This window comes from Burkholderia sp. 8Y (genome assembly GCF_902506145.1).
Taxonomy (GTDB): domain Bacteria; phylum Pseudomonadota; class Gammaproteobacteria; order Burkholderiales; family Burkholderiaceae; genus Caballeronia.
The window spans coordinates 729,029-744,836 of record NZ_LR733519.1 but is presented as its reverse complement, the minus strand read 5'-3'; the positions used below and the strand labels follow the sequence as shown (position 1 = coordinate 744,836).

The 15,808-nt window shown below is 59.4% G+C and carries 12 protein-coding genes; 5 read left to right on the top strand and 7 right to left on the bottom strand.

Features of this window, described 5'->3' with window-relative positions; genetic code table 11:
• Positions 1–120 precede the first annotated feature (120 nt).
• The gene (locus GV035_RS03235; protein ID WP_236572407.1) at positions 121–1,077 is read left to right on the top strand and encodes an ATP-grasp fold amidoligase family protein; all 957 of its coding nucleotides are present in this window, start codon (positions 121–123) and stop codon (positions 1,075–1,077) included.
• Positions 1,078–1,149: 72 nt separating this feature from the next.
• Here GV035_RS03235 and GV035_RS03230 read toward each other — a convergent pair whose 3' ends face one another.
• The 3 genes from GV035_RS03230 to GV035_RS03220 form a co-directional block, all read right to left on the bottom strand.
• Positions 1,150–2,241 (bottom strand): lipopolysaccharide biosynthesis protein, encoded by a 1,092-nt coding sequence (locus GV035_RS03230; RefSeq protein ID WP_159833320.1) that lies wholly within the window; start codon positions 2,239–2,241, stop codon positions 1,150–1,152.
• A 1,057-nt stretch (positions 2,242–3,298) separates the two neighbouring features.
• Complete coding sequence (locus GV035_RS03225) at positions 3,299–5,467, bottom strand: ATP-binding protein (protein ID WP_159833318.1); 2,169 nt, start codon at positions 5,465–5,467, stop codon at positions 3,299–3,301.
• A 241-nt stretch (positions 5,468–5,708) separates the two neighbouring features.
• Positions 5,709–6,743 (bottom strand): methyltransferase, encoded by a 1,035-nt coding sequence (locus GV035_RS03220; protein WP_159833316.1) that lies wholly within the window; start codon positions 6,741–6,743, stop codon positions 5,709–5,711.
• A 207-nt stretch (positions 6,744–6,950) separates the two neighbouring features.
• On the opposite strand from GV035_RS03220, the gene GV035_RS03215 reads away from it, so the two are divergent.
• The 3 genes from GV035_RS03215 (at position 6,951) to GV035_RS03205 (ending at position 9,103) form a co-directional block, all read left to right on the top strand.
• Complete coding sequence (locus GV035_RS03215) at positions 6,951–7,154, top strand: hypothetical protein (RefSeq protein ID WP_159833314.1); 204 nt, start codon at positions 6,951–6,953, stop codon at positions 7,152–7,154.
• Positions 7,155–7,608: 454 nt separating this feature from the next.
• Positions 7,609–8,445 (top strand): helix-turn-helix domain-containing protein, encoded by an 837-nt coding sequence (locus tag GV035_RS03210; protein WP_159833312.1) that lies wholly within the window; start codon positions 7,609–7,611, stop codon positions 8,443–8,445.
• 109 nt (positions 8,446–8,554) lie between these two features.
• The gene (locus GV035_RS03205) at positions 8,555–9,103 is read left to right on the top strand and encodes a carboxymuconolactone decarboxylase family protein (RefSeq protein WP_159833310.1); all 549 of its coding nucleotides are present in this window, start codon (positions 8,555–8,557) and stop codon (positions 9,101–9,103) included.
• A gap of 59 nt (positions 9,104–9,162) precedes the next feature.
• Here the strand turns inward: GV035_RS03205 and GV035_RS03200 are convergent, their stop codons facing one another.
• Together GV035_RS03200 and GV035_RS03195 are read right to left on the bottom strand one after the other, a co-directional pair.
• The gene (locus GV035_RS03200; protein ID WP_159833308.1) at positions 9,163–10,758 is read right to left on the bottom strand and encodes a histidine kinase famiy protein; all 1,596 of its coding nucleotides are present in this window, start codon (positions 10,756–10,758) and stop codon (positions 9,163–9,165) included.
• Between the two features lie 202 nt (positions 10,759–10,960).
• Entirely contained in the window at positions 10,961–11,353 is a 393-nt protein-coding gene (locus GV035_RS03195; protein ID WP_159833306.1) for a cupin domain-containing protein, read from the bottom strand.
• Positions 11,354–11,614: 261 nt separating this feature from the next.
• Between GV035_RS03195 and hmpA the strand changes: the two genes are divergently transcribed.
• Positions 11,615–12,829 (top strand): NO-inducible flavohemoprotein, encoded by a 1,215-nt coding sequence (gene hmpA / locus GV035_RS03190; protein WP_159833304.1) that lies wholly within the window; start codon positions 11,615–11,617, stop codon positions 12,827–12,829.
• Between the two features lie 24 nt (positions 12,830–12,853).
• Here the strand turns inward: hmpA and gudD are convergent, their stop codons facing one another.
• Positions 12,854–14,203 carry a glucarate dehydratase gene (gudD, locus tag GV035_RS03185; protein WP_159833302.1) on the bottom strand — a complete coding sequence of 450 codons (1,350 nt, stop codon included), beginning with the start codon at positions 14,201–14,203 and terminating at the stop codon, positions 12,854–12,856.
• A 110-nt stretch (positions 14,204–14,313) separates the two neighbouring features.
• On the bottom strand, positions 14,314–15,741 hold the full coding sequence (locus tag GV035_RS03180; RefSeq protein WP_159833300.1) for an MFS transporter: 1,428 nt from the start codon (positions 15,739–15,741) through the stop codon (positions 14,314–14,316).
• Positions 15,742–15,808: the final 67 nt, after the last annotated feature.

Genomic DNA, 15,808 nt, shown 5'->3' with positions numbered 1-15,808 from the left:
AGCGGTGGATGTGCGAAGCCGAACAGCAGCGAACGCTCGTCGCCCAGACGATTACGGGTACCACGAAGGAACTCAGAAGCAACGTACTGTCTTCTCAGATGCTTCCTCGGAGCGAAATTGATGGCCGCTACCCATGGAGAAATGCGGATGCCGTTTGCAAGAGCGTTGATTGACAGCGCAAAGGCGTTTTTGTCCGATGAACTATTTCTGAGCGTGATGCACCGAAGAAGGATTGGACGTTTCCCGAACCTTCGACACCCGGTCACGTTCAACGAACAGATCCTGCGCCGCTGCCTTTCACCCGACCCGCGATACGTGAAACTCAGCGACAAGCTCGCCGTGCGCGATTTCGTTGCCGAAAGGATTGGTCACGAACATCTCATTCCGTTGCTTGCGGAGCCACCGCGTTTCACGCAAGCGGTGTTCGACAGTCTGCCTTCAGCTTTCGTGATGAAAGCGAATCACGGGAGCGGATTCGTGGAGGTCGTGCGCGATAAATCCCAAACCTCTTTCGACAAGCTTTCGAGAATGGCGCAAGCGTGGCTATCGACCGATTTCTACCGCATCGCGCGGGAAAGGCACTACCGGGAAATCGAGCCGCGCATCTTCTTCGAAACGCTGCTGCTCGATGAAACCGGCGTCGTGCCGGCCGACCTGAAATTCCATGTCTTCAATCCGAGGTCGGGAAAGCCGATCATCTATGCCCTCGTCATCTCGGATCGTTTCGGACCTACGCCGCGAGGCGATGTCTTCGACGCGAACTGGCAGGTGCAGGACATCACCTTCGGCCAATATAAAAAAAGCCCGACACCCGTGCCTCGTCCTGACAACCTGGAAGAGTTGCTCGCGACCGCGGCGGCGCTTGCACGGGACTTCGATTACGTGCGCGTCGATCTGTACACGTTGGGAGACAAGATCTATTTTGGGGAATTGACGTTCACGCCTGGTGCAGGCGTGCTACCGATGGGCCCCGATAGGGTCGACTATGAATGGGGCCGTTTGCTCGACCTGACGCATAAGCAATTGAGCGACAGCCGCCGCAGCGATGGCCGGGCACGCGCCTGCGAGCAACCATGAGTGAGCGGCTGGCCCGATCGGTCACGCGCATTCGAACGCGAAAAAAGGGCCCGGAGGCCCTTTTTGACTTGCTTACTTCGGGTGGCTTGCGATGAAGTTCTTGACCGCGGTAAAGGCAGGCTTCTGCGTTTTACCATCGCTCTGCATCAGGCCATAGGCGCCTTCGCTGTCGTCGTAGAGTTCGAAAGCCTGAATCGACTGGATGTTGTACTTCGATGCGTTGTTATAGAACTGCTGCATCATCGTGCTACCCGTGATGTACGACGCAATCGCGGAGTACGTGCCGTAGGTCGGACGCACACCGTACTCATTGATCCACACCGGCTTGCCGAGGGAATTGAGCACGCCCAGAACGTCGTGGCAGCCCGTGTTGCCGCACGCATGCGTCATATCACCCTGGTCCGAGTACCAGTGCCATGCCGTGATATCCCAGTTGACCGTCGGGTGACCATGTGTGCCGTCCGGCTGCGAGCCGTCTGCGAGCATCTGGAAGAAGGCCGTGTGTTTCCACGTACCGTTGACGATGATCTTCGCGGAGCTGTTGACCGACTTCACGCCCGCGATCATGCCGCGGATCACGCCGCGCGCGATGGTGAACGGCTGATTGTTGTACTGGTTCCAGACGTTGCCGTCGTAATTGCCTGCGAGCGTGTTCGCTTCGAGTTCGTTGCCGACTTCATAGTACGTGTAGTTGTACGTCTGCGCCGTCTGCTGACCCATCGTGTAGCCGGCGTTATAGGCGGCCTGCTCGCTGTTGTAGTTCAGGCCGAGCATCAAGACGGGATAAACCTGTACACCACCTGCGGCAAACGTCTTCGCGACGGTCGCGACGACCTTCGCCGAAGCCTGGCTATACACGTCGTTGCGGTAGATTTTCACGCCGAGGCTCTGAAGCTGCGCAAGCTGCGTTGCGTAGGGCGTGCTGTCGTAAGCACCGCCGTTCGTGATGTGGCCGTTGACGCCGTAAAAGATCGAGCTGCTGGTTGCAGCCTTGTCGGTCGCCTGCGGCGTATCGGCCGACTTCGCCGTTGCGGCATCGACGGCACTCTCGCCAGCGCCACCGCAAGCTGCGAGCAACGCGCTCACGACGACAGCAGCGGCGATCGTTGCGGCCTTGGTGTTAGCCAGGAATTTCAGGGGATGCAAAGCTTGTTTGTTGTTCATGATCACTTGGCAGTACTAACGGGCGAGCCATCGCTCGCTGAGTTGAAATAGGCTGTCGGCAGTATGTGCCGACGACCGAGAATGCATTTCGCTTACTCAAACGCGCCGGTCATGCACAGCGGAACCGGCGGTCTAGTCATGCCTCTATGCGATCACGCCAACGCTGACGCCGAGGCTGCAAACGATTGCCTGTCGAGGGAGCCGGACTCCCTCGCGCACGGACCTCTGATCGATGCGAAAGCAGTCAGGTATGTATTACCGGATCGAATCACGTCGCCCCTGCGCAGAGGCATCATTTGCCGAACCGTTCACGACGGAAGCAAGGTTATCGTCTTAGGAGTTGTCTGTAAACACGCATCTCAGAAAAAAATGCGGTCCTTTTTATTGGTAGGAACAAAATTCCGGTCGTATTTTCACTAGTACTGACGACGCGCCGCGATCACATGCCTACGCATCGGCTCTCCGAACGGGTGAGCGCGCTTACGCTGAAACATTTCGTAGTACATTCAACGCATTTTCGGCAGTTTCTACGTGTTGACCCGCTGCAGGCGCGGCTTGGTCTTCCAGGAACACGACAAAGCGTAGGAAGCTGTGAGTTCGTCTCAGTTTTCGGCCTGAACGCTATCGATATTCTTGTCACCTCCGCGGACCGCAGCTTGCACGCCGCTACTGCGCCCCAAGCCCGGCGGCACGGTCAACGTCGTTCCCTAGACGCCAGCCTCGACTATCGCGTCGATTCGGCAACTGATCAATCGTCCGACGCCGTCCGTACGAGCAATCCGCGGGGCGTACCAGCCGTCGGCATCAATGCTCAACCCGTGGCAACCCACATCCGCATTATTTGGACTGCGAACGACTTTTTTGATCAACAGGTTGCGGGCTTTCGTAGCGGCGACATGAATTACGTGAGACGCGCTTTCGCGACTCCACAACTATCAATGCGGAGCCCGCCCACGTAGTCGCTGAATGCGCCGTTTATCACGCGCGGCAGCGAAGAAGATGGCTATGCCGCCCGACCATGCACCGCAACGCATTAGCAGACCGCGCTCGCAGCCGACTACGTCCGATTGCAGTTCGCCACCAACGATCGCAATTCGTTGATGTCGAATGGCTTCGCAAGAATGACAACCTCCGCTTCCGATGCGCGCCTCAACTCCTGCGCATAGCCGGTCATCAAAGCGATTGTCTGGCTCGGCCAACGGTCGCGAACGTACTCTGCGAGGTCGAGTCCGTCGCGCTTGCCCGGCATTTGAACGTCCGAAAGCACGAGATCCGCGTGGTAACCGCTCTCCAGCAATGCAATGGCGCTATCGGCCGTTAGTTCATGCCGCACAGTGCAACCGAACACGTCAAGGACCGCTGCGATACCATCGGCGACACTCTGATTGTCTTCGACAAGAAGCACGGATACACCCCGCGCCAGGAGGTCCGTCGCCGCGTCCGGCGCGGCCTCCGCAGTGGCATCCTCGCAGCCCTCTTTGCTTTCGATGCGAGGCAAGTAGAGGCTTATCGTCGTACCGCGTTCTGGTGCGCTCTCGATGCGCGCGGTGCCGCCCGCCTGCTCGCATGTCGTCATGACTTGCGCAAGCCCGAGCCCAGTGCCCGCGCCCTTCGCTTTCGTTGTGAAAAGCGGCTCGAACGCGCGGCGCACGACTGCATCCGTCATGCCCTTACCGGTGTCCGTGAAGCGAAGCAGCACGTAATCGCCGGGCTGCAAGTCGAACTCACTCTTTGAAAGCGTGATCGGCGCGCACCGCACCGTGAACTTTCCGCCGTCAGGCATCGCGTCTTTGGCATTGACGGAAAGATTGATGACAGCCGCCTCCAGCTCGACGGGATCGACCATCACGGCGTTCGTGTTACCAGACAGTTGGAGATCGAGCACAACGTGCTCGCCTAGCGATGTGTGAATGAGATCGCTCATCCCTTCCAACCATTCACACACATTCACGCATTCGAGCTTAACCGGCTGCTTCCGCGCCACGCTCATCAAGCGGCGCGCGAGTCCTTGCGCGCCTTTCGCCGCATGTTGAACGGCCAATACTTCCTTCTCCAGGTTGGTGTACTGCTTGCGTCGCGCAAGCTCCACGTTAGCGTTCACGACCATCAGCAGATTATTGAAGTCGTGCGCAACATTGGCCACGAGGTTGCCGAGCGCACCCATGCGACGAAGTTGTCGGTTCGATGCTTCGGCGGACATGCGTCTGCTGACTTCGTTATGCCAGTTCTGCCAGGCCATTTCCTCTTCGCGGAGTCTGCGCAATGACATCCAGAGCAACACCCATACGACGATGCAGGGAACGAGCAGTATGATCGTGATCGCGATCAAATTGGCGCGCCATTTAGCGGCAATAAACGCAGTCTCAATACCTGCCGTGACGTATAGCGGATAGCCGCCGACGCGTCGGTAGGCCAGCACCCGTTCCCGCCCGTCAACCGGGGAGACGGAGAGGAGATGCCCGAATCGCGCGTCCTGCGCGATGGCCTGTTTCACTCCAGAATCCGCAGCCGACATGTTATGAGGACGCGAATTAGGAAAGCGGGCCAGGATTCCGCCATCGGCTCGATATAGGCCGATCAGCACGAAGGGCTCGCCGCCTGTCAGCTCGCGATAAAAGTCAAGAAAGTACTGTTGCCGTAAAGCGATCGCGAACACGCCAAGCGACCGGCCCGCGGAATCGACCCATGAAGTACTTACCGTGAACACATTGCCACCGGGAAGAGAGTCGGGCTGCGCTAGCGCGATATGCGGCTGTCTGCCGGCACTGGACGCAGCTTGGAGTGTCTCGCTTCCGCTGATCGATAGCGTGGGAACGGGATAAAAGCGGCTACTCGCAAGCAGTTGCCCCGTTGCGCTATAGATCGAGGCACTGGCAATCTGCGGGAATCGCCCAACAATCGCATGCAACGATTGATGAACGGTCTGTTCCTCACGACTGATCCATGCCGGTTTTTGATCATCAACGAGTTCTGCGATCCGGGCGAGCACTTCTGCGTTGAGCTCCTGCACGGTGGCGGCTTGCTCGTCCGCAACGCGCGTCAGGCGATCGACTTCATCGAACGCTTCAGAAAGCCGACGATGATAGTCGAACCAGGCATAGCCGCACACGCAAAGCAAGGGCCCGAGTACGGAAATGACCGCTAAGAGAACGATGATTGCACGCGTCGCCGCGAAATTTCGATGCGGCGGTGGCAGCTCAAGAGGAACTTCGTCTTCTTCGTCCATTGTGCAATCCGTCCTTGCACGGACGCGCGTGAGCTGTCGTCACGCACTGCCCACGCGAACCGCAAAAGCGCGCGAAGCACTTCGATAACGCCAATATATAGCGATTTTCGAAGTCGGACGTTGGTCGTGAGCAATGTCGAAGCGGTGCTCGCCGATTGCTGGAGCAAACGATGGACGCGACAGCGAATCATCGATCGAAGCAGGCCGTTCTTTCTTTGCCGACCCGGTCGCTGTAACACATTCACTTGAAACCGATCACCATGGAATCGGGTCCGACGAGCGGCTCGACGCGTATGTCACGGAAGCCTGTCTGTCCCATCCATTCGCGGCATTGGGCGCCCGTGTAGTCGAAGCCGCCCGGAGTCTCGATCAGCATGTTCAGGCTCATCAGCAGGCCGAACGCGTTCTCACGGCGGTCATCGTCGATGATGGCGTCGTAGACGACAAGCGCGCCGCCCGGCGGTAATGCTGCATGACACTTTCTGAGTAGCTCGAGCTTTTGTGGCAGTGCCCAATCGTGCAGGATATGCCCCATGACGAGCACGTCCGCGGACGGACATTCGTCTTTGAAGAAGTCGCCTGAGTAGAAGCGCAGACGATCGCTCAGTGCGTGTTGGGCCACGTATGCGTCGAAAACCGGCCCGACTGCCGGCAAGTCGAAACCTCCCCCGGTCAAATGCGGGTGCGCGAGTGCAACTTGCACGGGCAGCGCGCCTTGCGCCGCCCCGATATCGATGAAGGTGCCATAGTCGCCCCAGGGAAACGCCTGTGCAATGGCGCGCGCCGTTCCGAGGCTGACGCCGGTCATACCCTGAAGGAAGCCGCGTAATGACGCTTCATCGCGATAGATCGCGTCGAACGGATTGCCACCGCGCTTTGCTTCGTTCTGCGGCAGGCCGGTGACTAGAGCTTCGGTGAGCGCGCCCCAGAACGGATATAGTCGCGCGTTAGCCATCTCCAGCAGTCCGCCGACATAACAAGGCTTGGCCCTGTCAAGAAACAAATCGGTGTCCGCTGTATTGCTGTAGACGCTTCCTTCACGGTCGAGCAGGCCGAGAGCGACGAGGGCATCGAGAAAGTCGTTAGCCGCACGGGCGTGCAGGCCCACGGCCTTCGCAAGTTCTGCCCCCTCTCGTGGACCAGAGGCCAACTGGGTGAACAAACCAAGCTCAACCGCCGACAGAAGCGTCTTGGACGCCCAAAAACCCATGCCTATCTGTAAAAGTCGCTCAGGAGAAGGCTGATCCATGATGGCGGGAACTGGCGCTTTGTTCATATCGCATCCTTCGTTCGATTCCAATTAACGTAAGGGGTGCTAAGGCCGTTCGAAAGCCCAGAGCTCACTGTAGACGCTGTGGCGTTGCCATTCAAGCGGCGTATGTGGGGGAGCGCGCAGACCGCCGTGGTCATTCGACGCGAGAGTCGAGCGCCGCAGCCACGCACGCGGCTTGGCATAATCGGGCAACGCCCTTACTCTCTCGCCATGAGTCCATCCACCGATCGTCGTCGCATCAAGCTCAAACCGTCTCGCGGCACCCTCGCGCGCTACGGGGACCGCATCGTCGAGGTTCTTGGCGAAGCGCGCGGCAAGCGCGTCATGATCCGGTCGATCCACGCCGATGGCACTGAACGTCGCACCGCCGTCAAGCTCGCCAACCTGCTGCCACTGGATGGCCAGTTGTTTTGATGCGACGCCGGCTTAAGCATCTGGTCTGAAGCGGATTGACGGCGCTTAGGTCAAGCCCAATTTGCAAGTGCACGTCGTCACTTCGCATACGGCGCACGATGACTACGCATGGCGCGCCACCGATAACGATATCGGCCGCGTCGCGATGCCTCGCTCGGGATATCGATGTGCGATCACCGGACCGCTATTCCAGTACATCTCGAACGCGAGCGTCAGGGTTGTAGCAGGTTCGCGCATGCTGTCATGTCACGCATGACATGTGAACAAATCCGAGCGGCTGAGCGTTTCCAATCCCCGTAGCCTTCTGCGAGAGATGCCGTCTGCGGTATTCGACGCCTTATGTACCGGCCGCAACGACATCTGATGTAATTGCGTGAAAATGGTCGCGGGTCGTTATCCTCAGCACACGCCGCGCGTAGACCGAAAACGTTTGCCGTAATACAGAGAGATAACCATGAGCGCATCGGACCTCCGCCAACGGGCATCAAACGAATTGGGTAGCTTGCTCCGTCACTGGCGGGAAGTGCGCGGGGTCAGCCAACTCGATCTCTCCCTTATTGCAGGCATCTCTCAGCGCCAGATCAGCTTTATCGAAAGCGGGCGGAGTGTGCCGGGGCGGCAAACGCTCATGAACATCGCCCAATCGCTCGACGTACCGCTGCGCGAGCGCAACGCGCTACTCCTGTCCGCCGGTTATGCGCCGATGTATTCCGAGGCAGGATGGAACGACGATGAGATGTCGGTGGTGATGCGTGCCGCCAAGCGGATGCTACAGCAACACGAGCCTTTCCCCGCAATCGTCATGGATCGCTATTGGAACGTAGTCCTGACGAACCGTGCCACGCCGCATTTCTTCAACTCTTTCATCGATATGGCGGCACGCACCGGGCCGCGCAACATCCTGCATCTGATGTTCGATCCCAACGGCATGCGCCCGCATCTCGCCGATTGGGAAACAGTGGCCCGCAGTCTGATACAGCGCGTGCATCGTGAAACAGTCGGGCATGTCGTGGACCTCCGTACGCAGCAACTGCTCGATGCGCTACTCGCTTATCCAGAGGTGCGCCCCGAATGGCGATCGGAGGCGATGACGGGGTCCTCGTCCACGCTGCCGATCGTGCCTATGGGCTTTGTCAAAGACGGCGCAGTACTCCATTACTTCTCGATGATCACGACGGTTGGAACACCGTCGACAGTGGCTGCGCAGGAATTGCGGATCGAGTGCATGTTTCCCGCCGACAGGGAAACCGAAGCGCGGCATATCGCATTGCTACGAACCGCGCGCGCATAGCCGTGGACTGATTACATGCCATGTAATTGGCCAGATGCCCTTGCCTCACTAAGCTTTGTGTGTCGCCCGAATCGTTCTGGCGTCAATCGTCAATGTCCGAGGACACAACATGGCTCACTTTCCCATTCATACGCTCGACTCCGCTCCTGCAGAATCGAAGCCCGCGCTCAATGGCCTTGCGAAGGCGTTTGGCATGGTGCCTAACATTGCAGGCGCGATGGCCGGCGCGCCCAGGCTCATCAACGGTCTCGCCGCTGTGTTCGAGCAAGTGCATGGCGGCAGCTTCACGGAAGCGGAGATCCAGACCTTACTGCTCACGAACGCCGTGACAAACGGCTCCACATGGCCGGTTGCGTTCCACTCTTTCCTTGCATTGCGGGCAGGTCTGAGCGAAGCGGATGTGCAGGCTATCCGCGAAGGCCGCCTGCCTCAAGACGTTAACCTCGCCGCACTCTCTCGCCTTGCACGCGCATTGATCCAAACGCGTGGCCGCGTGGAGGAACAAGAAGTCGCGTATTTCACTCGCGCGGGTTTCGAACAGGAACGGGTGCTCGACGTCATTCTTATCGTGGCTGCGTCGACCATGACGAACTACACCGCAAGCGTCACTCATCCGCCGCTCGAAGAAGCTTTCCAGCAGCACGCGTGGACGCCTTAATGCGAGCACTGCAAGCGGCGGCAGAACGGGCATAGCGACGCGACTACGCAGAGACGTCGTCAACTATCCGTGCCCGGATTGTGCAGCGCCTGTGATATCGCCGCACGCAGTTCGATGGCCTGATAGGGCTTGTGAAGCACCGGAAACTCAGTGCCGTCTATGTCGTTTCTTGCAATTGACGTATCCGCGTATCCGGTGGTCAGCAAGACGCGCAACTGTGGCTTGCGCCGCTTCGCCTCTTGCGCGAGCATCACTCCATTCATGCCGCCGGGCATGATGAGGTCCGTGAAGAGCAACTCGATCTTCGGATCTCGGCCGAGTATCTCGAGAGCGTCATGCGCGCCGTGTGCGACGAGGGTCTCGTACCCTCCCTGATGCAGAATCATTGCTGCGACTTCCGCCACGTCGGGCCGGTCATCGACAACCAGGATCGTCTCGTTAGCCGCCGATTCAGCAGCACGTCTTTGCCGCTGCTCCAGCGACGGTTCCGCCGCCACTGCGGGAAAGTAGAGTCTCACAGTCGTGCCGTGGCCCGGCTCCGAGTAGATGTCGACCGCCCCGCCCGATTGCCTGGCAAAACCATAGACCATCGACAGTCCCAATCCAGTTCCCTTTCCTTCTTCCTTCGTCGTGAAGAAAGGATCCATGACGTGCGCGAGAATATGGGGAGGAATGCCTGTGCCATTGTCGCTCACCGACACCCAGACATACTCGCCGGGCGTGAGTTGCGCGAAACCGATAGGCCGGCGGTCGGTCAATGACAGATTACCGGTACGCACCGTGACTTGAGGGTTGTCCTTCCCGTGAAGGGCGTCGCGAGCGTTCAAGAGAAGGTTCAGCACAGCCACCTCCAACTGAGAAGCGTCGAGCTGGCAGTTACGCAGTGCTGGATCCGGGACGAAGTTCAAGGCCCCGCTGTCGCCGAACGTGTTCTCCGCAAGCTCTCTGATGTCGGCGAGCCGCGAATTGAGATTGATGATTCGACCGCGTAATTCCTGCTTTCTCGCGAACGCAAGCAATTGCTGGGTAAGCGTGGACGCGCGCGTGATTGCATCGCGCATCCGCTCCACGGGCATGACGAACCGACTCAGATCGAACCTATGCTCGATGCCGAGCTTCATCACATCGACATAGCCGCTCATCACTTGCAGCAGGTTGTTGAAATCGTGCGCGATGCCCCCGGTCAATTGCCCGAGTGCTTCCATTTTCTGAGATTGCCGCAGCGCCTCTTCTGCATCGCGACGGCGGCTGATATCGAGTTGAGAGGCGAAGAAATAGACGATGTCGCCCGCTTCGTTCCTGACCGGAGAGACAAAAAGCGCATTCCAGAATGTCGATCCGTCTTTGCGATAGTTCAGCACCTCGATATTGATCTCGCGGCCCTGATGGACGGCGTCACGAATCTCTGACACTGTGGCCCGGCTGGTTTCCGGCCCTTGCAGAAGGCGGCAGTTTTGACCAATCAATTCCTCGACGCTATACCCCGTCAGATTGAGGAATGCGGAGTTGACGAACACAATTGGGTTGTCGGGCTGATTCGGATCGGTGACAAGCATCGGCATGCGTGTCGTGGAAACTGCCGCGAAGAAAATATCGTTCGAATGGTCGCTGAAGGAAGGCCGGACGTTGCTTACGGTGGGGCGTTCGATGTTCAATTTTTGTCCTCGTTTTAGCCGCAGCCGCCGTTAGGCGGCACTCGAGGACCGCCGAAGCGCGGTTATTTTTCGAGCAGGATTTTAGCGTGCGGCACGGAAGAATGTTGTATTGAACGCATCGATTGAGGGTGTCTGTCGTTCTATTACTTCGGAGGCAGTCATTGTCGTCAGTGAATCATGAGGTGCCGAACCTCATATTCGCTTAGGGCCGTTGCCCCAACTGCTCCTCGATCGTCCTCGTGAGTGGCGATTGCACGTCTCCCGTATGCTTCGTCTGTACCGGCTCGATCAAAACGATCCAGCATTCTTCATCGGCGACGGGATTGTGCAGTGTGCCGCGCGGCACCACATGCAATGACCCGGCGGGCAAGTGGACGGCTCGGCCGCCTTCGTATTCGATCTTCAGGTTGCCACGTACGATAAAGAACAACTCGTCCTCGTTCGCATGGTCGTGCCACGCCAACTGGCCGCGCACCTTCGCGACCTTCACATACTGGTCGTTCACCTGCGCGACGACTCTCGGCGACCAGTATTCATGTACGTCGCCAAAAGAGGCTTCGAGATCGAATGATTCGGCGAATGGAAGGACAGACATGATCATCCCCTGGTGAACAAGACAAACGCGGATAGCGACGAGGCCGACTTTAGCGCATAAGGCAATGACTTTCCCAACACAAACTCATTCGATTAATGCCGAGAGTTCTGCTTTGGTGTTATCCAGAAAAGCAGAAGACGCGAGTGCTCAGCAAGCGCCTCGAAAGCGCGTCCGTCGCGCCCCTGTAAGCCCGATGGAAGACTAAACGCGGTATGCCAGTTGCTGCGCAAAGGTGGACGGACGATCGACAGGAGACACAACGTGCTCAGCCAAGAGACGAAAGACATTGTCAAGGCAACCGCGCCTGTGCTCGTCGAACACGGCTTGCCGATCATTAAACGCTTCTATATCCGGTTGTTCGAAGCGCATCCGGAGTTGAAGAACGTCTTCAACATGGCGCATCAAGAGCAAGGCGAGCAGCAGACGGCGCTGGCGCGCGCCGTCTACGCGTATGCGGAGAACATCGAGAATCCGGAGAGCCTCGCGGCCGTGCTCAGGAACATATCGAACAAACACGCGAGCCTCGACGTTCGGCCCGAGCATTACCCGATCGTCGGCGAGCATCTGCTAGGCGCGATCAAGGACGTGCTGGGCGATGCCGCGACGGACGAGATCATCGGCGCATGGGCGCAGGCTTACCAGAACCTTGCCGACGTGTTGATCGCGATGGAGAAGGCGCTGCGCGAAAAGTCGTCGGAGGCTGCGGGCGGATGGACGGGCTGGCGGCGCTTCGTCGTGAAAGAGAAGCGTCCAGACAGCAGTGTGATTACGTCATTCGTTCTTGAACCCGCCGATGGTCAGGCCGCCATGAACTTCGAGCCGGGGCAATACGTGAGCGTCGCAGTGGACGTGCCCGCGCTCAAATTGCGTCAGATCCGCCAGTACAGTTTGTCCGATATGCCGAACGGACGGACGTATCGCATTTCAGTCAAGCGTGAAGACGGCGATGCTGCGCGACCGCCCGACTATGTGTCGTCGCTGCTGCATCGTCACGTCGAGGTCGGCGACGAGATTCTGATCGCCGCGCCCTACGGCACGTTTCATATCGATGTGGACGCAACGACGCCCATCGTGCTGATAAGCGGCGGCGTGGGCCTCACGCCGATGGTCAGCATGCTCAAGCGTGCGATTCAGAACCCGCATCGGCAGGTGGTATTCGTGCATGGCGCGCGTAACAGCGCGGTTCATGCCATGCGCGACCGGCTCAAGCAAACCGCGGCGACTCAGCCGAACTTCAAGGCCGTGGTCTATTACGACGACCCTTTGCCTACGGATGTGCAAGGCGAAGACTATGACCGGCGAGGCTTTATCGATCTCAGTCAGCTGAAGGACGAGGTTCTTCTTCCTGAAGCCGATTACTACATCTGCGGTCCGATTCCGTTCATGCGCTTGCAGCACGATGCGTTGCGCACACTCGGCATCGACGAGACGCGAATCCACTACGAGGTCTTCGGTCCTGACCTCTTCGCGGAATGATGCAGGCTCGCGTGCTGACGCGCGTTAGCGCACAAGGCAAGGCCGCTTGTTGTCGAACTTCCAGTTGGGAATGAGATATTGCATCGCGATGCCGTCATCGCGTGCGCCGAGCCCGTGCTCCAGATAAAGCGCGTGCGCCTTCTCGATCTCGTCCATGTCGAGTTCGACGCCCAGACCCGGCGTGGCCGGCACCTTCACCTTGCCACCGACAATCTGCAGCGGATCGCGCGTCAGGCGCTGCCCATCCTGCCAAATCCAGTGTGTGTCGATCGCCGTGATCTTGCCCGGCGCGGCGGCCGCCACGTGCGTGAACATCGCGAGCGACACATCGAAGTGGTTGTTCGAATGCGAGCCCCACGTGAGACCCCAGTCGTTGCACATCTGCGCGACGCGCACGGAGCCTTGCATCGTCCAGAAGTGCGGATCGGCCAGCGGAATATCGACCGATTGCAATTGAATGGCATGGCCCATCTGACGCCAGTCCGTCGCAATCATGTTCGTTGCGGTCGGCAGACCCGTCGCGCGGCGGAACTCAGCCATCACTTCGCGGCCCGAGTAGCCGTTCTCCGCACCGCACGGGTCTTCCGCGTAGGCGAGCACGTCGTGCTTGTCGCGGCACAGGCGAACGGCTTCCGCAAGCGACCACGCGCCGTTCGGATCGAGGGTGACGCGCGCATCGGGGAAGCGTTCGGCGAGCGCCGTCACGGCCTCAATTTCCGCATCGCCGGACAGCACGCCGCCTTTCAGCTTGAAGTCGTTGAAGCCGTAACGGGCCTGCGCGGCTTCCGCGAGACGCACCACCGCTTCGGGCGTCAGCGCGACTTCGGTGCGCAGGCGCTCCCACTCGTCCTTGCCGTTTTCGCCGGACGCATAAGGCAGATCGGTCTGGTTGCGATCGCCGATGTAGAACAGATAGCCGAGCATCTCCACTTCGTCGCGCTGCTGGCCTTCACCGAGCAGCGCCGCGACCGGCACGCCGAGATGCTGACCGAGCAGGTCGAGCAACGCGGCTTCGAGCGCGGTGACGGCGTGAATGGTCGTGCGCAGGTCGAAGGTTTGCAGACCGCGACCGCCCGCGTCGCGATCGGCGAACTGCGTGCGTACGCGATTCAGCACCGCCTGCATGTTGCCGATGGACTCGTCGACGACGAGCGAACGCGCGTCGTCGATCGTCTTGCGGATGTTCTCGCCGCCCGGCACTTCGCCGACGCCCGTGTTGCCCGCGCTGTCCTTGAGAATCACGATATTGCGCGTGAAGAACGGCGCATGGGCGCCCGAAAGGTTCATCAACATGCTGTCGCGGCCCGCGACGGGAATCACGCGCAATTCGGTAACGGTGGGCGTCGCGTTGACGCGAGTCGAGGTCATGGACATGAGCGAAATACCATCGGGTTGATGTGAACAATGCGCGCGTCGTTTCGATGTGACGGCACTTTTCTTCGGCTTCCTAAGCTTTAATACATATTACGCCACCTTGCAACCGTTCATTCGGCCAGCTCGAACCGTTCGATTTTGCCGACGACGAACAGGTAACAGATGATCGCGATCAAAGCGTTCACGCTCACGAAGACGAGCGCCGCCGCGAAGGAGCCGGTTCCCTGCACAAGATAGCCGATGACGATCGGCGTCGTGATGCCCGCTGTGTTGCCGAAGGTGTTGAAGAGCGCCGCGCACAGGCCGCTCGCCTGTTTCGGCGCGGTATCGGACACGACGGCCCAGCCCAGCGCGCCGATGCCCTTGCCGAAGAACGCCGCCGCCATGATGCCGATCACGAGCCACTGGTTATCGACGTAGTTGCACGCGATCATGCACGTCGAGAGCAACAGGCCGACGACGATCGGCACCTTGCGCGCGGTGCTCGTCGAGAATCCGTGCTTCATCAGCCGATCCGACACCACGCCGCCGAGCAGGCCGCCGAGAAAGCCGGCGATAGCGGGAATCGATGCCACGACGCCCGCCTTCAGGATCGACATATGCCGCTCTTGCACGAGATAGATCGGGAACCAGGTCAGGAAGAAATACGTGAGCGTCGTGATGCAGTACTGCGCGATGAACACGCCGAGCATCATGCGGCTCTTCAGCAATTGCGCGAGCGCATGACGACCATGCGTGCCGCTGTTCTTCGTATGCGTCTGTGCGGCGCGGCGTTCTTTCGCGACCTGCCGGTCTTCGAGATCGACCATCGCGCCGTTGTCGGCGATATAGCGAAGCTCCGCCTCGTTCGCGAGCGGATGCTGACGCGGCGCGTAGATGGTCTTCACCCACAGGGCGGCAACGAGGATGCCAAGCGCGCCCATCGCGTAGAAGACCTGCGGCCAGCCGTACGCGTGCGTGATCCAGCCCATGATCGGCGAGAAAAGCACCGTCGCGAAGTACTGAGCCGAATTGAACACGGCCGACGCCGTGCCACGCTCGGCCGTCGGGAACCAGGTGGCCGTCAAGCGCGCATTGCCCGGAAAGGCCGGCGCTTCCGCCGCGCCGACGAGAAAGCGCATCAGAAAGAGCGTCGCGAACGCCACGCCAACCGGCAGCGCGGCAACGAAGCCCTGAACCGCCGTGAGCAGCGACCAAAAGAAGATGCTGCACGCGTAGACGCGCTTGGAGCCGAAGCGGTCGAGCAGCCAGCCGCTCGGAATCTGCGCGATCACATATGCCCATGCGAACGACGAGAAGATATAGCCCATCTCGACCGGCGAAATATGCAGTGCCTTTTGAATCGACGAACCGGCGATGGAGATGGTCGCGCGGTCCGCGTAATTGATCGTCGTGACGAGAAACAGCATGAAGACGATCAGGAAGCGCGCCTTGCTGCGTCCCGCGTAGCGCGCTGCATGGCCGTCCGCGCTCGCCGCCGTGTCGATTGCCTTGCCCCCGGCGATCGGGCTTGCTGTTCGTTGTACGCCTCTCTCCATCATCGTCTCCGCCAAGTTGTGCGATGTCTCACGGTTACGAAGCTTATGTTAGCGCAAACATAGCGTG